Raw genomic sequence first — 19,789 nt, 5'->3', positions numbered from 1 at the left:
GGTGGGCCGGGTTGCGGGTGCGGGCGAGTGTTCGGGGGCGCGGCGCCTTCGGCCCCGCCTCGTCCTCAATCGCCGGACGGGCTTGATGTGGCTGGTCTTCTCGATGCGGCTCCCGTCCCCGGTCGGCGGACGGGCCTGATGCGGTGGCTGACGTCCCTGGAGGGGGCTGGGAAGTGATTTGCGCTGGTCCGGAGGGGTGACGTAGTGTGGGGATCACAACGGCGCGGGGTGGAGCAGCTCGGTAGCTCGCTGGGCTCATAACCCAGAGGTCGCAGGTTCAAATCCTGTCCCCGCTACTTAAGACAGAGGGCCGGATCCTTCAAGGATCCGGCCCTCTGCGCATGCCCCCACAAGACTGTCCGACTCAGGGCTTGTGGCCCACGGCTTCGCCGTACATCGCGCGGTCCACGGCCTTCTCCTCCGGTACCGGCGTGCCCGACGAGACGCCCGAGTCGGTGTACGCCTTCTGCACCCGGTCCGTGGTTCCCTTCCGGATCTCCCAGTCCATCCGCATCGACGGCGTCGACCGCAGGGTGGCCTCGTCGGTCTTCATCAGCCCGGCCAGTTCGGTGACGAAGGCGGGGTCGGATTTGTAGTCGCCGGCGAAGTAGGTGTTCACCGTACGGATGTAGGCCCGGAGGAAGGCGACGCCCGCGTCCGGGTCCTTGTTCAGCAGCGTCGGGCCGAACAGGAGCCCGCCGAGCGGTTCGCCGAGTGGCTGGCCGCCGAGGAACGCGTACTTCTTGTCGCCGTCCACCTTGCGCCAGATCGGGTCGAGCAGCCAGGCGGAGTCCACGCCCCCGTTCTGCAGGGCGGTCAGTACGTCCGCGGAGCCGAGCTGCTGGAAGCTGATCTTGTCGAGGCCGCCGCCGTGCTTCTTCAGCGAGGTGTCCATCGGATAGGCGATCACCGAGCCCTTGCCGATCATCGTGCCGAGTTTCCGGCCGGCCATGTCGACGTGGCCGGCGCTCTCGCCGTCCTTGAGGCGCACCCACAGACCGCTCTTGGAGGTCGGGTCGGGAGAGAAGTTGCCCGCGACCCATTTGATGTCGAAGCCGCCGTTGATGCCGTTCATCACCGCGACCTCCGGCGCCGCCCACTGGGCGTCGACGTCCCCCTTGGCGAGCAGGGGCAGGGCGTCCGGGGTGGGGAGCACCTTCAGCTGGACGTCCAGGCCCTCTTTCGCGAACTCGCCCTTGGCCACCGCGACCTGGAGCGGTGCGACGTACTCCGCGCTCAGGGTGCCGGTGGCCAGGACGATCTTCCGCTTCTTCGCCAGCGGCCGGGCGGCGGGCGCCCCCTTGTCGCAGCGGGCGGGCTTACGGCCGGGTGCCAGGTCCGCGGGGTCGGTCCAGCTCCCGGCGCCGCAGCCCGCGACGGGCCTGACGGTGCGGGGCGCGGCGGCGGCGGTGCCGCCGTCCGACGTGTCGTTCCCGGCGCAGCCCGCCGCGCCGAGCAGGGATGCCGCCACGAGCACGGCGGTGCGGGTGAAGGGGGTACGTGTGCGCACAGTGCCTCCGTACGAAGAACGAGGTGGGCCGTTCACGACTGGCTGCGGCCGCGGTCGCGCGGGGCCCAGGGAGTGAGCAGCCGGCCGGCGATCCGCACCACTTCGGAGAAGACGACACCGAGCACCGCCACACAGACGATGCCGACGAACATCACATCGTTCTGGAACAGCGCCCGGGAGTCGAAGATGAGGTGGCCCAGCCCGTCGGCCGCCGCGATTTGCTCCGACGCGACGATGACCAGCACCGCCACTCCGGCCGCGATCCGCGCGCCGACCAGTACCGCGGGCAGCGAGGCCGGCAGGAGCACGTGCCGGAACATCTGCCAGGGCGAGGCGCCGAAGACCTGCCCCGCGTCCCGGTGGCCGACCGGTACGGCGAGCACGGCCGCCATGGTCGAGATCCAGACGAAGAAGAAGACGGTGGCGGCGACCAGGGCGATCTGCGGCCCCTCACCGAGGCCGAACATATTGAGGAAGACCGGCAGCAGGGCCAGTTTCGGTACGACGTACAGGGCGTCGAGCAACGGCTCCAGCGCTGCCCGCACCAGGGCGAGCGAACCCATCAGCAGGCCGAGCGCGTAGCCCGCGACCGTGCCGATCGCATAGCCGCCGAGGACCCGTTTGAGCGTTGCCCACACATCAGGCCACAGATCGCCGTCGGCGGCCCGGTCCCAGCCGTCCGCGAAGATCGTGGAGGGCGCGGGATAGACGCGGTCGTCGATCCAGGACCTGGCCGCGGCGAGCTGCCAGAGCAGCACCAGGAGCAGCGGTACGGCGACGGCGAGGGCGATTTCGAGGGTGCGGCGTCTGCGGTGGGTGCGTACGGGGTGGAGTTCCCGCGGGCCCGGCCTGCGGACCAGCACCTGCTCGTCCCCGCTCACGGACTTCACGGCGGTGCTCATACCAGGGCCGCCTCTCCGCGGACCTCGCCGCGCAGCAGATCCCACAACTCGCTCTTCAGCGCGGTGAATTCCGGCGTCGAACGGATGTCACCGGTGCGCGGTCGCTCGAACGGAGGGCGGTGCTCGGAGATGATCCGGCCGGGTCGGGCGGACATCACGAGCACCCGGTCCCCGAGCACGATCGCCTCCTCCAGGCTGTGGGTGATGAAGAGGGTGGTGGTGCGGGTGGTCTGGGTGAGCTCCAGCAGTTCGTCCTGGAGGATCGTGCGCAACTGGGCGTCGAGCGCCGCGAACGGCTCGTCCATCAGCAGGATCTCGGGCTCGACGGCGAGTGCGCGGGCGATCGCCACCCGCTGGCGCATCCCGCCCGACAGCGCGGCGGGGTAGGCCCCGGCGAATTCGGCGAGCCCGATCCGGGACAGCCAGTCGTGCGCCCGCGCGTCGGCCTCCTTGCGCGGTACGCGCTGGACGTCGAGGCCGAAGCGGACATTGGCCAGGACGGTCTTCCAGTCGTAGATCCCGTAGTCCTGGAAGATCATCGCGGCGGGCCGGGCCGCTGTCGTACGGATGGACAGCTCGCCGGCGCTGGGGCGCAGCAGCCCGGCCGCGATCCTGAGCAGGGTGGACTTGCCGCAGCCGGAGGGGCCGACGATGCAGGCGAACTCGCCCGGAACGATGTCGAGATCGATCGGCCCGAGTGCGGCCAGGGCCTTGGCTCCCCGTCCGAAGGAGCGGGCGAGGGAGCGGGCGCGGAGTTTGGGGGCGTCGGTTGAGGGTGGTGCCGGTGATGCGGGGGGTGGGTTCGGGTGCGGGTCTCCCACGGGTCTCTCCTCGTACGCAATCGAGGTGTGGAGCCGCCGCGGGGCGGCGGTGATCGTCGATGACGATATGACGACCCGTCAGATTCGGGAAGGGGGTGCGCGGGAGTCGGTGCCCGGCACGGCACGAAGAAGCCCCGCGCCGGAAATCTCCGGTGCGGGGCTCAGGGGGCGCCGGCAGCCTCTCGGCGGCGGGCGGAGTCAGGTGGCGGAGGCGCAGTTCGGGCAGATGCCGCGGTAGGTCATCTCGACGCCGGAGATCATGAAGCCGAAGCGCTCGCCGGCCGGCAGGTCCGCCAGCGGGTCGCCCGCCGGGTGCACGTCGCGGATGGCGCCGCAGGTCGCGCAGACCAGGTGGTGGTGGGGGTGGTGTGCGTTCGGGTCGTACCGCTTGGCCCGGCGGTCGGTGGAGACCTCGATGACCTCACCGAGCGTCACCATCTCGCCCAGCGTGTTGTAGACGGTGGCGCGGGAGATCTCGGGCAGCTTGGCGACGGCCCGTGCGTGGACCTCGTCGGCAGTCAGGTGCACATGCTCTCCGTCGAGCACCTCGGCCACGACGCGCCGCTGTGCGGTCATGCGCCAGCCGCGTCCGCGGAGTCGTTCCAGGAGGTCGCTCATGAGGGCAAGCCTAACAGTGGAGGGCCCGTATCCCGAACTGGTGTGACTTTGGATGTCTGCTTGACTTGGACTAAGTCCATTGTAGGATCGGAAGCGGCGTAGGCCGAGGGACAGGCTGTGCACGCCGGGACGACATGACGAATGTGCAGGAATGACGCAGGAGGCGCACGTGACGCAGGGACCGCTCACCACGGAGGCCGGAGCACCGGTCGCCGACAACCAGAACAGCCAGACCGCTGGCGTCGGCGGTCCGGTGCTGGTGCAGGACCAGTCGCTGATGGAGAAGCTCGCGCACTTCAACCGCGAGCGCATTCCGGAGCGCATCGTGCACGCCCGGGGCGCCGGTGCGTACGGCACGTTCACGCTGACCCGCGATGTCTCGCAGTGGACGCGTGCGAAGTTCCTCTCCGAGGTCGGCAAGCAGACCGAGACCTTCCTGCGCTTCTCGACCGTCGCGGGCAACCTCGGCTCCGCCGACGCGGTGCGTGACCCCCGCGGCTTCGCGCTGAAGTTCTACACCGAGGACGGCAACTACGACCTCGTCGGCAACAACACCCCGGTGTTCTTCATCAAGGACGCCATCAAGTTCCCCGACTTCATCCACACCCAGAAGCGCGACCCGTACACCGGCTCGCAGGAGGCGGACAACGTCTGGGACTTCTGGGGTCTGTCGCCCGAGTCCACCCACCAGGTGACCTGGCTCTTCGGTGACCGGGGCATCCCGGCCACGCTGCGCCACATGAACGGGTACGGCTCGCACACCTACCAGTGGAACAACGAGGCCGGCGAGGTCTTCTGGGTCAAGTACCACTTCAAGACCGACCAGGGCATCAAGAACCTGACCCAGGACGACGCCAACAAGCTCGCCGGCGAGGACCCGGACAGCCATCAGCGCGATCTGCGTGAGTCCATCGAGCGCGGCGAGTTCCCGTCCTGGACGGTGCAGGTCCAGATCATGCCGGCGGCCGAGGCGGCCACCTACCGCTTCAACCCGTTCGACCTCACCAAGGTGTGGCCGCACGAGGACTACCCGCCGGTCGAGATCGGCAGGCTGGAGCTCAACCGGAACCCGGAGAACGTCTTCGCGGAGACCGAGCAGTCGATCTTCAGCCCCGCGCACTTCGTGCCCGGCATCGGCCCGTCCCCGGACAAGATGCTCCAGGGCCGCCTCTTCGCGTACGGCGACGCGCACCGCTACCGCGTCGGCATCAACGCCGACCACCTGCCGGTGAACCGCCCGCACGCCACCGAGGCGCGGACGCACGGCCGGGACGGCTACCTGTACGACGGCCGCCACAAGGGTGCGAAGAACTACGAGCCGAACAGCTTCGGTGGTCCGGCGCAGACGGACAGGCCGCTGTGGCAGCCCGTCCCGGTCACCGGCGACACCGGTACCCACGAGGCCGCCTCGCACGCCGAGGACAACGACTTCGTCCAGGCCGGCAACCTCTACCGGCTCTACTCCGAGGACGAGAAGGCCCGGCTGATCGACAACCTCGCCGGGTTCATCTCGAAGGTCTCGCGCGACGACATAGCCGAGCGCGCGATCAACAACTTCCGCCAGGCCGACGGCGACTTCGGCAAGCGGCTGGAAGCGGCGGTCCAGGCCCTGCGCGGCTGACGGTTCGCTTGCCCGGCCGGCCGGTCTCCCGCGTGGGGGGCCGGCCGGTCTTTCGTGGGCCGGTCAGCCGACCAGCTCCGCGCGATGGCGTCCGGCCGGTGCCCAGCAGCGAATGATGTCGCGCACCGACACGACGCCGACCGGACCGTGGCCGTCCAGCACGATCAGATGCCGGAAGCCGCCGTGCGTCATGGCCTCGGCAGCCTCCTCCAGGGTCCAGGCCGGCGCGGCGAAGACCACGTCGGTGGTGGTGTGGGTGGCGGCGGTCTCGATGTCGGGGTTCTGGCCCGATCCGACCGCGTTGAGGATGTCGCGCTCGGTGAGAATGCCGACACCGCAGGTGTCCGGGTCGTGGACGACGGCTGCTCCGATACGGCGTGCCGACATCAGCCGGGCCGCCTGACGGAGGGTGTGGGTCGGGCCGATGGTGAGAACCACCGTGCTCATGGCGTCACGGACGAGCATGAAGGGAGTCACCTCCTTCGTGAAACGACTGCGTGAGTCGATTCACAAGTTCACAAGTGAGGGGACTCTCAGAGTCGCACTGTTGGGGAGCGGCAACAAGGGGTGGTGAAGATCGTTCGAGGGGCGTGCGGTGGTGCGGCACGCCCCTCGTGGTTTCCGTGCGCCCTCCGAGGCGTCCGGCATGGCTGTCGCTGTCCGGGCGGGGCCCGGTATCGGCGGGGTTCTCTCCGGCGGGTCGTCCGGGACGTGTCCGCGGGCCGAGGTCAGTAGCGCTGGTTCAGATATCCCAGCAGTTCGTGGTGGAGCGTCCCGTTCGAGGCCGCCGCGTTGCCGCCGCCCGGTCCGGGTACTCCGTCCAGGCTGGTGAACCGGCCGCCCGCCTCCTCGACGATGATCGCGTTCGCCGCCATGTCCCAGAGCGAGAGCTCCGGCTCTGCGCAGATGTCGACCGACCCCTCGGCGACCATCATGTACGGCCAGAAGTCCCCGTACCCGCGGGTGCGCCAGCAGGCCCGGGTCAGATCCATGAAGCCGTCGAGCCGGCCTTGCTCCTCCCAGCCGGTCAGGGAGGAGAACGCGAGTGAAGCGTCGGCGATCCGCTCCACCTTCGACACGTGCAGCCGGGACGCCGAGGTCAGGCTGCGGCCGGAGAAGGCCCCCGCGCCCTTCGCCGCCCACCAGCGCCGGTTCAGCGCGGGCGCGGACACCAGTCCGACGACCGGCCGGAAGCCGTCCTCACCGGCCTCCATCAGCGAGATCAGCGTCGCCCAGACCGGCACACCGCGTACGTAGTTCTTGGTCCCGTCGATCGGGTCGATCACCCAGCGCCGGGGGCCGGTCCCCTCGATCCCGTACTCCTCGCCCAGGATCGCGTCGCGCGGGCGGGCCCGATGGAGGTGGCCGCGGATCAGCTCCTCGGCGGCCTTGTCGGCCTCGGTCACCGGCGTCATGTCCGGCTTCGTCTCGACCTTGAGGTCCAGAGCCTTGAACCGGTCCATCGTCGTCGCGTCGGCGGCGTCCGCCAGGACGTGGGCGAGGCGCAGATCATCGTGGTAGTCGGGCATGACCGTCACAGTATCGACCGCGGGTGAACAGAGCCACAGGACCCCGGACGCCGCTCGAACTCCTGCCGGTTCGAGCTCCTGACAGTACGGGGGAGCGCGTCAACTCTGAAACGCAGGCCCCGGCGTGGGAGGCAACGACGCCGACAGCGCGAGAAGCACTGCTGGACGCCGCCCACGCGGCCCTCACCACCCGGCCCTGGCCGGCCGTGCGGATGGTCGACGTGGCAGCCGCCGCCGGGATCTCCCGGCAGACCCTCTCCAACGAGTTCGGCAGTAACGACCTGGTCCGGCGGGCCGCCGACGCCTATCTGGCCGGCGTCGAACAGGCGCTGGGAACGGCCGGCGGCACCGGCGACAGGCTGGCCGCCACCGCCGCCTGGACCGTCCGGTCCACCCGGACGAACGCACTGGTCAGAGGGTTGCTCACCGGTTGCTGGGAGGACCGGTTACCGCGCCCCGCCCACCCGGTCCGGCCGCCCGGCTCGCTCGTACCGGCGCAGCGCCGGGCCGATGCCGGAGCGCCGACGCCCGCCGAACTGCTCGGCCAGGTCAGGGACCGTGCGGTGGCCGCCCTGGACGGGGAACGCCCGCCGCGCGATCCGGCGGCCCTGGCCGTGACCTGCGAACTCGCGCTGCGGCTCGCCCTGTCGTACGCACTGGTGCCCCCGCACCCCCAAGTGGCGGGGGACGGGGTGCCGCTGGTGCGGAATGTGGTCGAGCGGGCTCCGGACTCCGTGACGTGAGCCGGTCGGCCTCAGTGCGAAGAGCCCGAGAGCTGGAGCCCGATCACGCCGAGGATCACCAGTGAGATCGAGATCAGCTTGAGCGTGGAGACCACGTCGTCGAGGAAGATCATGCCGTAGATGGCGGTGCCCGCCGCGCCGATGCCGGTCCACACCGCGTAGGCGGGCCCGACGTCGAGCTTCTTCAGTGACATGGTCAGCAGGCCGAAGCTGCCGAGCGCGAAGACACAGAACGCGATGGTCGGCCAGAGCCGGGTGAAGCCGTGCGAGAGCTTCAGACAGACGGCGAAGCCCGTCTCCAGCAGTCCCGCGACCACGACCAGCAGCCACGCCATCGTCAGTGCCCCTCCCGCATCGGTGACCGCCTCGTACCGCTGGGCGTGATTCGTGATTATGCACTTACCGGTGGCGAGTGATCGCAAACGTGCCCTGATCAGTCGCCTTCGCGTCGCTCCCGCGTGGAGAGCAGCCGGCGCAGTGAGTCCAGCCGCGCCGGATCGGCGTGCCCGTCCGCCACCCAGGCGTCCAGCGCGCATTCCGGTTGCCGGCCGTCGTGGGTGCAGCCGCGCGGGCAGCCCTCGGTGCCGGGCTGGAGGTCGGGGAAGGCGTTGATGACCCGGGACGGGTCGATGTGGTGCAGGCCGAAGGAGCGGATGCCGGGGGTGTCGATCACCCAGCCCCGGTAGTCCGGCAGCGGGAGCGCCAGGGCCGACGTGGTGGTGTGGCGCCCGCGCCCGGTGACCGCGTTGACCACTCCGGTCGTACGCCGCCTGTCCTTCGGCACCAGCGCGTTGACCAGCGTGGTCTTCCCGACGCCGGAGTGCCCGACGAAGGCCGTGACCCGGTCGTGCAGCTGCTCGCGGACCCGCTCCGCGGCGTCGCCGTTCTCCAGCTCCTCGCGGTTGGTGACGATGTACGGCACGCCCAGCGGGATGTACGCCTCCAGGAGCTTGTCCGGGGAGGCCAGATCCGACTTGGTCAGCACCAGGAGAGGCGAGAGCCCGCCGTCGTACGCGGCGACCAGACAGCGGTCGATCATGCGCGGCCGGGGTTCCGGATCGGCCAGCGCGGTGACGATCGCGAGCTGGTCGGCGTTGGCGACGACCACCCGCTCGAACGGATCGTCGTCGTCCGCCGTCCGGCGCAGCACCGAGCGGCGTTCACCGATCCGGACGATCCGGGCGAGGGTGTCCTTGTCGCCGGACAGATCACCGACGATGGAGACGGTGTCGCCCACCACCGCGGCCTTGCGGCCCAGCTCACGGGCCTTCATCGCGACGACCGTGCGGCCCTCGACGAGACAGGTGAGGCGGCCGCGGTCCACGGTGAGGACCATGCCGTCCTCGGCGTCCTCGTGCTTGGGGCGGATATGCGTACGGGGACGGTTGCCCTTGCGGTTGGGGCGGACCCGGATGTCGTCCTCGTCGGGGTTCTTGCCGTAGCGGCGCATGTCTCAGGCCCCGAGCATTCGGGTCCACATCTGCGGGAAGTCCGGCAGGGTCTTGGCGGTGGTCGCCACGTTCTCGATCTCCACTCCGGGGACGGCAAGGCCGATGACGGACCCGGCGGTGGCCATCCGGTGGTCGTCGTATGTATGGAAGGTACCGCCGTGCAGCGGTCGCGGCCGGATGTGGAGGCCGTCGGCGGTCTCGGTGACGTCGCCGCCCAGCTCGTTGATCTCCTTGGTGAGTGCGGCCAGCCGGTCCGTCTCGTGCAGCCGCAGATGGGCCACGCCGCTCAGGGTGGAGGGGGAGTCGGCCAGGGCCGCGACCGCCGCGATGCCCGGGGTCAGCTCGCCGACCTCGCCGAGGTCGACGTCGATGCCGTGGATGCGGCCGGAGCCGGTGAAGGTGAGCCCGTGCTCGGTCAGCTCGCAGCTGCCGCCCATGGCGGTGAAGATGTCGCGCAGCGCGTCACCCGGCTGAGTGGTGTGCAGCGGCCAGTCGGGCACGGTGACCCGGCCGCCGGTGACCAGCGCCGCGGCCAGGAACGGCTGGGCGTTGGAGAGGTCGGGCTCGATGGTCAGGTCGCGGCCGAGCAGCGCCGAGGGGGAGACCCGCCAGACGTTCGGTTCGCCGCCCGTCTCCGGCTCGTCGACCTGGGCGCCGACGGCCCGCAGCATGTCGACGGTCATCCGGATGTGCGGCATGGACGGGAGCCGGGTGCCGGTGTGACGTACCTCCACGCCCTGGTTGAAGCGCGGCGCCGACAGCAGCAGCGCCGAGACGAACTGGGAGGACGACGACGCGTCGATCGCGACAGGTCCGCCGTCCAGCGCGCCGACGCCGTGCACGGTCATCGGCAGCGAGCCGCGGCCGTCGTCGTCGACCCGGGCGCCGAGCACCCGCAAGGCGTCGATCACCCCGGTCAGCGGGCGCTCGTAGGAGCGCGGGTCGCCGTCGAAGTGGACCGGGCCGTCGGCGAGCGTCGCCACCGGGGGCAGGAAGCGCATGACCGTGCCGGCGTTGCCGACGTCGATGGTGACCGGGCCGTGCAGACCGGCCGGGATGACCCGCCAGGCCTCGCCGGAGCCGTCCGGGCCGCCCGCGACCGAGGAGCTGGAGGACACGGTCTCCTCGATGCCGACGCCCATCGCGCGCAGCGCGTCAGCCATCAGCAGGGTGTCGCGGGAGCGCAGCGGGCGGCGCAGCCAGCCGGGCTCCGAGGAGAGCGCGGCCAGCACCAGCGCGCGATTGGTGACCGACTTCGATCCGGGCACGGTGACGGTCGCGTCGACGGCTCCGCTCGCGTGAGGGGCGGGCCAGAGGGCGGGGTGCACGGAACTTTCGGTCATGGGGCTCACTTTAGACCGACCGGCAGTGCGGGGGCGGCGTCGCGGGAGGGTGAGGGAGGCGAGGTCACAGGCCCAGCAGCCAGCGCCCGCCGCCGATCAGCGAGCAGAGCGACACGGCGTGGAACAGGAACAGCCACAGCGCGGCCGGTACGTCAGTCAGCCGCGACAACTGGTCCGCGTCCGAGTCCGGCGCACCACCGTGCCGCCGCTTGGACTGGAGCTCGAACGCCGGACGCACACCGCCCAGCAGCAGGAACCAGACCGCGCTGTACGCGAACAGCGACTGCCAGGCGGGCGAGGCCAGCCACGACATCAGCAGGAAGAGCGAACCGGTGAGGATCACCGTCAGCGCCCCGTACACATTGCGGATCATCACCAGCATCACCGCGAGCAGCGCCGTCGCCAGCCAGAGCAGCAGCGTGATCCTGCCGTTGACCAGCAGCCACGCGCCGCCGAGGCCCAGCAGCGGCGGTGCGGTGTAGCCCGCCGCCGCGGTGAGGACCATGCCGATGCCGGTCGGCTTGCCGCGGCTCACCGTCAGTCCGCTGGTGTCCGAGTGCAGCCGGATGCCCGAGAGCTGCCGCCCGGTGAGCAGGGCGATCAGTCCGTGACCGCCCTCGTGGGCGATGGTGATCGCGTTGCGGGTCAGCCGCCATATGAGATTGGGCACGACGGCGATGAGCGCGGCCGTGGCGGTCACCACGACCAGCCACTGCTCGGGGGCCGGCTGGGTGCCGAAGACGCGGTCCCACAGATTGCCGAGATCGGTGCTGTCCATGGCGTGGGCGGCTCCTTGCGGTATTGACGTCCGGTCGGGATGACGGTCGTGGCAGTCTGGCACTTATGTGCGGACGGTATGCATCGAGTCGGCGGCCCGAGGATCTGACCGGACTCTTCCAGGTGGAGAAGTGGGAACCGGCCGAGACGCTGGAGCCCGATTACAACGTGGCGCCGACCAAGGAGGTCTACGCCGTACTGGAACGTCCGGTGAAAGACGCGGATGACCGGCGTCCGGTTCGCCAGTTGCGCGCACTGAAATGGGGGCTCGTCCCCTCCTGGGCCAAATCGCCGGAGGGCGGCGCCCGGATGATCAACGCCCGCGCCGAGACGGTGCACGAGAAGCCGTCCTTCCGCCGCCCCTTCGTCTCGAGGCGCTGCATCCTGCCGGCCGACGGCTATTACGAGTGGGTGACCGGCGGCGAGGAACGGCAGCTGGAGGAGGAGGGGCGCAGGAAGCGGCCCCGCAAGCAGCCGTACTTCGTGACCCCCGCCGACGGATCGGTCTTCGCCATGGCCGGTCTCTACGAGTTCTGGCGCGACCGGACCCTGCCGGACGACCATCCGCAGGCCTGGTGGGTGACCTGCTCGGTGATCACGACCGAGGCGGAGACCAGCCCGCTCGCCGTCGCCCCGGCCGAGGGCCCCACCGCACTCGCCGACATCCACCCCCGGATGCCGCTGATGCTCACCCCGGACCGCTGGGACGACTGGCTGGACCCCTCGCACACCGGCATCGAGGAGCTGCGGGCCCTGCTCGCACCGCCGCCCGGCGGGCTGATGCGGGCCTATCCGGTGGCCACCGCCGTCAGCAACGTCCGCAACAACGGCCCCGAACTGCTGGACGAGCTGGCCGCGCCCGAGGTCGGCACGCTCTTCTGAACGGTCTGCCGGGACACGGACACGGACACGGGACACGTACACGTACACGGGACCCGGGTCGCACCGGCGCCGACCGCGCCGGACTTGGTTGGATGGGGCCCGTGAAAGCCACCGGGACAGCCCCACGCACCGAAACGGTCGACACCGAGGCCGGGACCGCCCGGATCACCTGGCGGCCCGCCCGTGAACCCCGCCTCCTGCTCGCCCTCGGCCACGGCGCGGGCGGCGGCATCGAGGCCCGGGACCTGCGGGCGCTGGCCGCCGCACTGCCCGCGCACGGGGTGAGCGTCGCTCTGGTGGAGCAGCCCTGGCGGGTCGCCGGGAAGAAGCTCGCCCCCGCCCCGAAGACCCTGGACACCGGCTGGCGCGGCCTGTGGCCGGTTCTGGCGGCTTCCGGGCTCCCGGTCGTCGCCGCGGGACGCAGCGCCGGGGCCAGGGTGGCTTGCCGCACCGCGTCCGGACTCGGCGCCCGTGCGGTTCTCGCGCTCAGCTTCCCGCTGCACCCGCCGGGCCGGCCGGAGAAGTCCCGCAAGGACGAGTTGCTGGACTCCGGCCTGCCCACCCTCGTGGTCCAGGGCGGCAACGACCCGTTCGGCAGGCCCGCCGAATTCCCCCCGGGGGATTACCGGATCGCCGAGGTGCCGCACGGGGACCACGGCTTCGCCGTCCCGAAGCGGTCGGGGATGACCGAGGATCAGGCGATGGAGATCCTCACCTCGGCCGTGACCGGATGGCTGGCCGGAATCGTGTGACGTACGTCCCGGGAATGTTGGGCAGGGGGCCACTGTTGTGTCGGATGTCGGTACACCAACGTCGTCTGTGGAGAGGGAGTCCGTCGCATGGGTTCGACCATCTGCCCGCGTCGCTCGAACACCGCTGACCTGGAGTGGACGGTGCTGCATGCGGCCAAGACCACTCCCGAGCGGGCACTGAGCGGATCGGATCGACAGCCCGCGCCGGACCAAGGTCGACTATTCTCCGATTCGAGCGGGTCCGGTTTCGGCTCCGCCACAGCGTTGGAGGAGGTGGGTCCGGTCACTGGGACCGACACAGGGACCGACGACGGCCGCCCGCAGGAGACGACCGCCGAGCGCAACGCGCGCTTCGAGCGCGATGCCCTCGGTTTCCTCGACCAGATGTACTCGGCCGCGCTGCGCATGACGCGCAACCCCGCTGATGCCGAGGACCTGGTCCAGGAGACGTACGCCAAGGCGTACGGCTCTTTCCACCAGTTCCGTGAGGGCACCAACCTCAAGGCGTGGATGTACCGCATCCTCACCAACACCTTCATCAACTCGTACCGCAAGAAGCAGCGCGAACCCCAGCGCAGTGCCGCCGAGGAGATCGAGGACTGGCAGCTGGCCCGCGCCGAGTCGCACATGTCGACCGGTCTGCGCTCCGCCGAGTCCCAGGCCCTGGACCACCTGCCCGACTCCGATGTGAAGTCCGCGCTGCAGGCGATTCCCGAAGAGTTCCGCATCGCGGTCTATCTTGCCGATGTAGAGGGCTTTGCCTACAAGGAGATCGCGGACATCATGGGGACTCCCATCGGTACGGTGATGTCCCGACTGCACCGGGGCCGCCGTCAACTGCGCGGCATGCTGGAGGACTACGCCCGTGACCGCGGGCTCGTCCCGGCGGGTGCCGGTGAGTCGGACGATCGGAAAGGCTCGGGCTCATGAGCTGCGGAGAGCCGCACGAGACGGATTGCTCAGAGGTCCTTGACCACCTCTACGAGTTTCTCGACCGGGAGATGCCCGACAGCGACTGCACCAAGTTCGAGGCGCACTTCGGTGAGTGCTCCCCCTGCCTGGAGAAGTACGGTCTTGAGCAGGCCGTGAAGAAGCTCGTCAAGCGCTGCTGCGGTCAGGACGACGTGCCGTCCGACCTGCGCTCCAAGGTGATGGGGCGGATCGACCTGATCCGCTCCGGCCAGGCGGTGCCCGAGCAGGACGTGACGGTCTCCGACACCGGGCTGCCGGCCGCCGCCAAGGACTGACGCATCACCCGAACGTGCTAATCGCGGCCGTCGGCACTCAGCCGGGACGCCCAACTCGCTAGCCTGGCGCCTCCATTGGCGATGCTGGGGGGCGGGCGGAACGGGTGAGAGCCATACGCGGCGCGGCGCGGGCGTACATCCTGGCCGTCGCGCTCTGCGCAGGCCTGTGCGTGCTGCCCGCGCTGCGTCCCGGCGCGGGCATCCCGTGGACCACCCTCGGACCGCTCACCGGGCTCTACCTGGCCTGTGAACTTCCCGGCCGCTGCCCCTTCTTCGGCGGTTCCGTGCCGGTCAGTGCCGGATCGTTCTTTCCGCTGCTGCTCGCCGCCGCCTTTCTGCTGCCGCCGGCCACCGCGGCACTGGTCGCGATACCCGGCTCACTCGTCGGCCGGGTGGAGGAACCCCCGGCCGCCGCCCGCCGCGTCTGGCGGGCGGCACAGCTCGCCCTCGCCGTCTGGGTGGCCTCCCGCGTCCACGTCCTGCTCGGCGGTCCCGCCGCGCTCGGCGGCTCCGGACCCGGTCGGCTGCCCGACCTCCCGTACGCGGCTCTGCCTGCCTGCGCGGCCGCACTGGCCTTCAGCCTCGTGCTGAGCGCGCTGGACGGCTCGATCCTGGCCGCGGCCGAGCAGCTGCCCCTCCGGCGCGCCTGGAGCGGGCTGCTGCCGCGCTCGCTCGGCCCCCACCTCGTGCACGGCCTCGCCGGACTGATGATGGCGGTCCTGTGGAGCAGCTCGTACGGGCCGCTGGCCGCGCTCTTCGTCCTGCTGCCGATGTACATCTCCTGCTGGGTCTTCGCCCAGTACCACCGCGAGCACGCCGCGCACCGCGCCACGATCAGGGCCCTGGTGCAGGCCGTCGACATCAAGGACACCTACACCCGGGGCCACAGCGAGCGGGTGGGGCGCGCCTCCGTGCTGATCGCGGATGAGCTGGGCATGGCGCGGGACCGCGTCGAGGTGCTCCGGTTCGCCGGCATCCTGCACGACGTCGGCAAGCTCGGCGTGCCGACCCGGGTGCTGCGCAAGGACGGGCCGCTCACGCCGGAGGAACGGCGGGTGATCGAGCTGCACCCGGAGTACGGGCACGAGATCGTCCGGGGCATCGGCTTCCTCGGTGAGGCGCGGGCCGCGATCCTGCACCACCACGAACGGCTCGACGGCAGCGGGTACCCCTACGGGCTGGCCGGCCGCGAGATCCCCGAGTTCGCCCGCGTGGTCGCCGTCGCCGACGCCTTCGACGCGATGACCTCGACCCGGTCCTACCGGCCGGGGCGGCCGGTGCCCCTCGCCGTGGAGGAGCTCAAGCGGTGTGCCGGCACCCAGTTCGATCCGCAGATGGTACGGGCGCTGGCGCGCGGCCTGGAGCGGCACGGGTGGGTGTCGTCCGCCGTGACGGGGGCGGAGGTGCCGGGGGCGCGTGGCGAGGGGCGGGGCGTGGGTCCCGGGGCCGTCCGGGGGCCGGTTCGTCCTCAATCGCCGGACCGGCTTGATGGTGGCGCGTCGCCGTCGTCGGCGGACGGTGGGCTTGGTTCGGGTGTGCCGCCCCCGCCCTCCCGGCTGTCCGAGCGGTGAGCGCCACCCCGGCCGTGCGCGGTGCCGCCCTCGCGCTCGCCGCCGCCGCGCTCGGGCACACCCTCTGGCTCGGGGTCCACGACCCCGGCCACGCGCTCGCCTTCGGGGTGCTCATCACGATCGGCGAGCTGGCCCGCTGGGGCGCCCTGCCCGGGGAACGGGAGCCCGCACCGCTCGGCGCCGCCGGGGCGCTCGCGTACGCCCTGCTCGGCCGCAGCGGCGGGGAGCCCACCGGCCAGGGCGTGCTCCAGGTGATCGCCGTGCTCGTCGCGGCCCAGCTGGTCGCCTCCGTGCCCCATGTCGCACGCGGCAGCGGACCCGGTGCGGACCAGGTGGCCCGCCGCATCCTGACCGTCGCCTTCGCGGCGGTGTGCTTCCAGCCGCTCTACAACTCCGGCCGGTCCGAGAGCTGGTTCGGCGACGGGCCGTACTACGCGGCCTTCCTGCTCCTGCTGCTCGGCCTCACCGCGCTGTGCGACGCCGTGCTGGGCGCCCTGCTGCTGCGGGCCGGCACCCCCGTCCCGTACGGCCCGCTGCTCCGCGACGAGCTGCGGGCCCTGACCGGCATCGGATCGGCGGTCTGTGCGACGGGCGCGGTCATGGCGCTCGGGGTCGCCGCGGCCGGGCTGTGGGCGCTGCCCGTGCTGTGCGTACCGCTGCTGCTCACCCAGGTGTCGTTCCGCCGCTTCGTCGCCGTGCGCACCACCTACCGGCAGACCATCGCCTCGCTCGCCCGCTCCACCGAGATCGCCGGGTACACCCCGCACGGCCACGCCCGCAGGGTGGCGGAGCTCTGCACGGCCGTCGGCCGTGAGCTGGGGCTCTCCGGACCCGAGCTCACGGTCCTGGAGTACGCGGCCCTGATGCACGACATCGGCCAGCTCTCGCTCGTCGACCCGGTCAGGGAGGGGGCCACCGCCACGCTGCCCGCCGTCGAGCAGCGCCGGATCGCCCTGCTCGGCGGGGCCGTGGTCCGCCAGACCGGGGTCGACGCGAAGGTCGCGGTCGTGGTGGAACGCCAGGCGGACCCCTACCGCGAGCAGCCGCTGTCCGCCAGGATCGTCAGGGCGGTCAACGCATACGACGACCTGTGCGGGGAAAGTATCGGCGGGCCGCTCGGCGCGCTGGAACAGCTCAGGCTCGGGACCGGCCACGACTACCAGCCCCAGGTCGTGGAATCGCTCGCCCGGGTTCTGGCGAGGGGCGGTCTGGCCCCCGTCCCGCCTGGGTAACCCATGGGTAATGAGCGGGCGTCCGGCCGGGCATGGTTGGATGCGAATGAGAGCGAAAAACGAGGGTGTCCAGTGGGGACAGGCGGGAATCGTGAGGATCTTCGGGAAGGTACGGCATCGGCCCTCCGCCTCTTGGCGGCAGGCCACGGACCGCGCGTTCACGCTGATCGGCGACGGCCGGTACGAGGACGCGGGCGCATTGCTGACGCGTGCGGCGGACCTGGAGCCCTGGCTCTCCGAGTCATGGTTCAACCTGGCGCTGCTGCACAAGTTCCGGCATGACTGGGAGCAGGCGCGGGCCGCCGGGCTGCGGGCCGTCGCGCTGCTCGACAAGGAGTCCGGCGCCCCCGACTGGTGGAACGTCGGGATCGCCGCCACCGCGCTGCAGGACTGGCCGCTGGCGCGCCGGGCCTGGCAGGCGTACGGGCTGAAGGTGCCAGGCGGCGGGCAGCAGACCCCGGCCTCCAACAGCGAGCCGGTCGGCATGGAGCTGGGCAGCGCGGCCGTACGGCTGTCGCCCGAGGGCGAGGCCGAGGTCGTGTGGGGCCGCAGGCTTGATCCGGCGCGGATGGAAGTGCTGTCGATCCCGCTGCCCTCCTCCGGGCGGCGCTGGGGCGAGGTCGTGCTGCACGACGGGGTGCCGAACGGCGAGCGGATCACCGTGGCCGGGCCCTCGTACCCCGTCTTCGACGAGATCGAGCTGTGGGCGCCGTCCCCCGTGCCGACCTGGGTGGTGCTTCTCGAAGCCGCCACCGAGGCGGACCGGGACGCCCTGGAGCAGCTGGCGTCCGACGCCGGTTTCGCCGCCGAGGACTGGTCCTCGTCCGTGCGGCTGCTCTGCCGGGCCTGCTCGGAGAGCCGGATGGAGAGCGACGAGGGCGACGGCGAGCACCTCGACCCGCACGATCACAGTGAGCCGGGCCACCCCGGACCGCTGAGGCACCGCACCGCCGGTGAGCTGTGGGTGCCGGAGCGTGAGTGCGGGCTGGCGGCGCCCGCCGGGCTGGTGCGCGGCCTGCTGGACGGCTGGGTGGCGGACAGCCCGGACAGCCGTGAGTGGCGGGATCTCGAAGAAGTCTGCTGACCGGTGCCCTTACGACCTGGTGCACGATAGGGAGCGGATCAGGTCGTTAGGCTGTACGCGCACCGATTCCGGTGCTCGGGCGCCCGGGTTCTCGCGAGCCGCGGACCCCGGGTTTCACGTTGTGAGGAAGGCGTACGGCGGACATGGCGCAGCAGGAGACGGACGAGCAGATCAGCGTCGACGACGAGGGGTTCCTCGTCGACACCGAGGACTGCGAGGCGCGTGAGGCGGCATACCGCGAGCGCGGCACCTCGCACCCGATCACGGTCGTGGGCAACCCTGTCCTGCACAAGGAGTGCAAGGACGTCACGGCTTTCGACGACGAGCTGGCCACGCTGATCGACGACATGTTCGCCAGCCAGCGGGCGGCGGAGGGTGTGGGCCTGGCCGCCAACCAGATCGGGGTGGACCTCAAGGTCTTCGTCTACGACTGCCCGGACGACGACGGGGTGCGGCACACCGGCGTCATCTGCAACCCGGTGCTCGACGAGCTGCCGCCCGAGGAGCGCGTCCTGGACGACGCCAACGAGGGCTGCCTCTCGGTCCCGACGGCGTACGCCTCGCTGGCCCGCCCGGACTACGCGGTGGTGCGCGGACAGGACGCGAAGGGCAACCCGGTCAAGGTGCGGGGCAACGGCTACTTCGCCCGCTGCCTCCAGCACGAGACGGACCACCTGTACGGCTATCTCTACATCGACCGGCTCTCCAAGCGCGACCGCAAGGACGCGCTCCGGCAGATGGAGGAGAACACCCCGCGCTACGAGATCGTGCCCAACGGCTGAACCGGCTGAGCGCGCCACTGCGCGGGGGCCCTGCGCCGGTACGCCGGGCAGGGCCCCCGCCGCTTTTCCGGAACTTCAACCGCCCGTCTCCTGTGCATAGTTGACGCGCGTCGACTCGTCCGACAGTCTCTCTGTCCACACCTTCGTCGTGGTAGGGAGCCCCCCATGCTCAGACGTTCCGCAAGACTTCTGCTCGGCCTTGTCATGACCATGGCTTTCGCCTTGGGCGGGGCCGTCGTCACGGCCGGCACCGCACAGGCCGACGGCTGCTACACCTGGACCCGCACCCTGTCCTCCGGCGCCACCGGCAACGATGTCGTCCAGCTCCAGATCAGGGTCGCCGGATACCCCGGATACAACTCCGTACTCGCCGTCGACGGCTCCTACGGACCGGCCACCACGGCTGCCGTCAAGCGCTTCCAGGCCGCCTACGGGCTGGCCGCCGACGGAGTCGCCGGCCCCGCCACCCAGGCCAAGCTCTACGCACTCCAGGACAACGACTGCACGCCCATCCACTTCACCTACGCCGAGCACAACACCTGCAACAGCACCTGGGCGGGAGGCGCCGTCGCGGCGGGCACGGCGAAAGCCAACGCGCTGAGCACCATGTGGAAGCTGGAGGCGCTGCGCCACGCGCTCGGTGACCACCCCATCCGGATCAACAGCGGCTTCCGCTCCACGTCCTGCAACAGCGCGGTCGGCGGCGCGGCCGGCAGCCGTCATCTGTACGGCGACGCGGCCGATCTGGGCGGACTCCCCCTGTGCACCATCGCCCAGCAGGCCCGCAACCACGGGTTCAACGGGATCCTCGGACCGGGCTACCCGGACCACGGCGACCACATCCACGTGAACCAGGGGCCGAGCCACTTCTGGTCGGCGCCGAACTGCGGTATCTGACCTCCGGCACACATGTGGGGCCCGCCG

21 protein-coding genes and 1 tRNA gene are annotated in these 19,789 nt (G+C 71.0%); 12 read left to right on the top strand and 10 right to left on the bottom strand.

Going from position 1 to position 19,789, the window contains the following annotated elements; translation table 11 throughout:
* The first annotated feature begins 222 nt into the window (after positions 1-222).
* A tRNA-Met gene (locus AB0I52_RS01390) sits at positions 223-296 on the top strand.
* A 68-nt stretch (positions 297-364) separates the two neighbouring features.
* Here the strand turns inward: AB0I52_RS01390 and AB0I52_RS01385 are convergent.
* The 4 genes from AB0I52_RS01385 to AB0I52_RS01370 all read right to left on the bottom strand — a co-directional run bounded on the left by AB0I52_RS01385 (position 365) and on the right by AB0I52_RS01370 (position 3,851).
* Positions 365-1,510, bottom strand: coding sequence for an ABC transporter substrate-binding protein (locus AB0I52_RS01385; protein WP_363067767.1), 1,146 nt, complete (start codon positions 1,508-1,510; stop codon positions 365-367).
* 32 nt (positions 1,511-1,542) lie between these two features.
* Positions 1,543-2,412, bottom strand: a complete 870-nt coding sequence (locus tag AB0I52_RS01380) for an ABC transporter permease (RefSeq protein WP_363067765.1) — start codon at positions 2,410-2,412, stop codon at positions 1,543-1,545.
* Positions 2,409-3,233: an ABC transporter ATP-binding protein gene (locus AB0I52_RS01375; RefSeq protein WP_363067763.1), complete on the bottom strand. Its 825-nt coding sequence runs from the start codon at positions 3,231-3,233 to the stop codon at positions 2,409-2,411. The genes AB0I52_RS01380 and AB0I52_RS01375 overlap by 4 nt, the downstream gene beginning before the upstream one ends.
* A 198-nt stretch (positions 3,234-3,431) precedes the next feature.
* On the bottom strand, positions 3,432-3,851 hold the full coding sequence (locus tag AB0I52_RS01370; RefSeq protein ID WP_363067761.1) for a Fur family transcriptional regulator: 420 nt from the start codon (positions 3,849-3,851) through the stop codon (positions 3,432-3,434).
* Positions 3,852-4,002: 151 nt separating this feature from the next.
* Here AB0I52_RS01370 and AB0I52_RS01365 point away from each other — a divergent pair, with 151 nt between their 5' ends.
* A complete protein-coding gene (locus AB0I52_RS01365) occupies positions 4,003-5,472 on the top strand; it encodes a catalase (protein ID WP_363067759.1) in 1,470 nt (489 codons plus the stop codon).
* A gap of 63 nt (positions 5,473-5,535) precedes the next feature.
* Here AB0I52_RS01365 and AB0I52_RS01360 read toward each other — a convergent pair whose 3' ends face one another.
* Together AB0I52_RS01360 and hisN are read right to left on the bottom strand one after the other, a co-directional pair.
* Positions 5,536-5,937 (bottom strand): CBS domain-containing protein, encoded by a 402-nt coding sequence (locus tag AB0I52_RS01360; RefSeq protein WP_362957367.1) that lies wholly within the window; start codon positions 5,935-5,937, stop codon positions 5,536-5,538.
* Positions 5,938-6,200: 263 nt separating this feature from the next.
* On the bottom strand, positions 6,201-7,001 hold the full coding sequence (gene hisN / locus AB0I52_RS01355) for a histidinol-phosphatase (protein WP_363067757.1): 801 nt from the start codon (positions 6,999-7,001) through the stop codon (positions 6,201-6,203).
* A 158-nt stretch (positions 7,002-7,159) separates the two neighbouring features.
* On the opposite strand from hisN, the gene AB0I52_RS01350 reads away from it, so the two are divergent.
* Complete coding sequence (locus tag AB0I52_RS01350) at positions 7,160-7,744, top strand: TetR family transcriptional regulator (RefSeq protein WP_363067839.1); 585 nt, start codon at positions 7,160-7,162, stop codon at positions 7,742-7,744.
* An 11-nt stretch (positions 7,745-7,755) separates the two neighbouring features.
* Here the strand turns inward: AB0I52_RS01350 and AB0I52_RS01345 are convergent, their stop codons facing one another.
* The 4 genes from AB0I52_RS01345 to AB0I52_RS01330 all read right to left on the bottom strand — a co-directional run bounded on the left by AB0I52_RS01345 (position 7,756) and on the right by AB0I52_RS01330 (position 11,316).
* On the bottom strand, positions 7,756-8,079 hold the full coding sequence (locus AB0I52_RS01345; protein WP_024492250.1) for a multidrug efflux SMR transporter: 324 nt from the start codon (positions 8,077-8,079) through the stop codon (positions 7,756-7,758).
* A gap of 98 nt (positions 8,080-8,177) precedes the next feature.
* Complete coding sequence (gene rsgA, locus AB0I52_RS01340; protein ID WP_363067755.1) at positions 8,178-9,194, bottom strand: ribosome small subunit-dependent GTPase A; 1,017 nt, start codon at positions 9,192-9,194, stop codon at positions 8,178-8,180.
* Between the two features lie 3 nt (positions 9,195-9,197).
* Complete coding sequence (gene aroA / locus AB0I52_RS01335) at positions 9,198-10,538, bottom strand: 3-phosphoshikimate 1-carboxyvinyltransferase (RefSeq protein ID WP_363067753.1); 1,341 nt, start codon at positions 10,536-10,538, stop codon at positions 9,198-9,200.
* A gap of 64 nt (positions 10,539-10,602) precedes the next feature.
* A complete protein-coding gene (locus AB0I52_RS01330; RefSeq protein WP_363067751.1) occupies positions 10,603-11,316 on the bottom strand; it encodes a M50 family metallopeptidase in 714 nt (237 codons plus the stop codon).
* 65 nt (positions 11,317-11,381) lie between these two features.
* Between AB0I52_RS01330 and AB0I52_RS01325 the strand changes: the two genes are divergently transcribed.
* From AB0I52_RS01325 to AB0I52_RS01285, 9 genes are all read left to right on the top strand, one after another.
* Entirely contained in the window at positions 11,382-12,197 is an 816-nt protein-coding gene (locus tag AB0I52_RS01325) for an SOS response-associated peptidase (RefSeq protein ID WP_363067749.1), read from the top strand.
* Between the two features lie 101 nt (positions 12,198-12,298).
* Positions 12,299-12,949: an alpha/beta family hydrolase gene (locus AB0I52_RS01320; protein WP_363067747.1), complete on the top strand. Its 651-nt coding sequence runs from the start codon at positions 12,299-12,301 to the stop codon at positions 12,947-12,949.
* 273 nt (positions 12,950-13,222) lie between these two features.
* The gene (locus AB0I52_RS01315) at positions 13,223-13,879 is read left to right on the top strand and encodes a sigma-70 family RNA polymerase sigma factor (protein WP_018105559.1); all 657 of its coding nucleotides are present in this window, start codon (positions 13,223-13,225) and stop codon (positions 13,877-13,879) included.
* On the top strand, positions 13,876-14,196 hold the full coding sequence (gene rsrA / locus AB0I52_RS01310; protein WP_363067745.1) for a mycothiol system anti-sigma-R factor: 321 nt from the start codon (positions 13,876-13,878) through the stop codon (positions 14,194-14,196). The genes AB0I52_RS01315 and rsrA overlap by 4 nt, the downstream gene beginning before the upstream one ends.
* Positions 14,197-14,300: 104 nt before the next feature.
* The gene (locus AB0I52_RS01305) at positions 14,301-15,767 is read left to right on the top strand and encodes an HD-GYP domain-containing protein (RefSeq protein ID WP_363067743.1); all 1,467 of its coding nucleotides are present in this window, start codon (positions 14,301-14,303) and stop codon (positions 15,765-15,767) included.
* Entirely contained in the window at positions 15,764-16,999 is a 1,236-nt protein-coding gene (locus AB0I52_RS01300; RefSeq protein ID WP_363067741.1) for an HD domain-containing protein, read from the top strand. Before AB0I52_RS01305 ends, AB0I52_RS01300 begins: the two co-directional genes overlap by 4 nt.
* A 91-nt stretch (positions 17,000-17,090) precedes the next feature.
* A complete protein-coding gene (locus tag AB0I52_RS01295; RefSeq protein WP_363067837.1) occupies positions 17,091-18,083 on the top strand; it encodes a hypothetical protein in 993 nt (330 codons plus the stop codon).
* A gap of 143 nt (positions 18,084-18,226) precedes the next feature.
* Positions 18,227-18,865 carry a peptide deformylase gene (gene def, locus AB0I52_RS01290; protein ID WP_363067739.1) on the top strand — a complete coding sequence of 213 codons (639 nt, stop codon included), beginning with the start codon at positions 18,227-18,229 and terminating at the stop codon, positions 18,863-18,865.
* A gap of 165 nt (positions 18,866-19,030) precedes the next feature.
* Entirely contained in the window at positions 19,031-19,762 is a 732-nt protein-coding gene (locus tag AB0I52_RS01285; RefSeq protein ID WP_363067737.1) for a M15 family metallopeptidase, read from the top strand.
* Positions 19,763-19,789: the final 27 nt, after the last annotated feature.

The sequence above is a fragment of the Streptomyces sp. NPDC050423 genome (assembly GCF_040655445.1).
GTDB lineage: Bacteria > Actinomycetota > Actinomycetes > Streptomycetales > Streptomycetaceae > Streptomyces.
Note: the sequence above shows the minus strand (reverse complement) of the source record. Positions and strands in the feature narration are given on the sequence as shown.

What these genes read in the sequence shown, in the direction of transcription:
- AB0I52_RS01380 (WP_363067765.1), bottom strand. Translation starts at nt 2,412, where the DNA reads ATGAGCACCGCCGTGAAGTCCGTGAGCGGGGACGAGCAGGTGCTGGTC.
- AB0I52_RS01370 (WP_363067761.1), bottom strand. Translation starts at nt 3,851, where the DNA reads ATGAGCGACCTCCTGGAACGACTCCGCGGACGCGGCTGGCGCATGACC.
- AB0I52_RS01365 (WP_363067759.1), top strand. Translation starts at nt 4,003, where the DNA reads ATGACGCAGGAGGCGCACGTGACGCAGGGACCGCTCACCACGGAGGCC.
- AB0I52_RS01360 (WP_362957367.1), bottom strand. Translation starts at nt 5,937, where the DNA reads ATGCTCGTCCGTGACGCCATGAGCACGGTGGTTCTCACCATCGGCCCG.
- hisN (WP_363067757.1), bottom strand. Translation starts at nt 7,001, where the DNA reads ATGCCCGACTACCACGATGATCTGCGCCTCGCCCACGTCCTGGCGGAC.
- AB0I52_RS01345 (WP_024492250.1), bottom strand. Translation starts at nt 8,079, where the DNA reads ATGGCGTGGCTGCTGGTCGTGGTCGCGGGACTGCTGGAGACGGGCTTC.
- rsgA (WP_363067755.1), bottom strand. Translation starts at nt 9,194, where the DNA reads ATGCGCCGCTACGGCAAGAACCCCGACGAGGACGACATCCGGGTCCGC.
- aroA (WP_363067753.1), bottom strand. Translation starts at nt 10,538, where the DNA reads ATGACCGAAAGTTCCGTGCACCCCGCCCTCTGGCCCGCCCCTCACGCG.
- AB0I52_RS01330 (WP_363067751.1), bottom strand. Translation starts at nt 11,316, where the DNA reads ATGGACAGCACCGATCTCGGCAATCTGTGGGACCGCGTCTTCGGCACC.
- AB0I52_RS01325 (WP_363067749.1), top strand. Translation starts at nt 11,382, where the DNA reads ATGTGCGGACGGTATGCATCGAGTCGGCGGCCCGAGGATCTGACCGGA.
- rsrA (WP_363067745.1), top strand. Translation starts at nt 13,876, where the DNA reads ATGAGCTGCGGAGAGCCGCACGAGACGGATTGCTCAGAGGTCCTTGAC.
- def (WP_363067739.1), top strand. Translation starts at nt 18,227, where the DNA reads ATGGCGCAGCAGGAGACGGACGAGCAGATCAGCGTCGACGACGAGGGG.
- AB0I52_RS01285 (WP_363067737.1), top strand. Translation starts at nt 19,031, where the DNA reads ATGCTCAGACGTTCCGCAAGACTTCTGCTCGGCCTTGTCATGACCATG.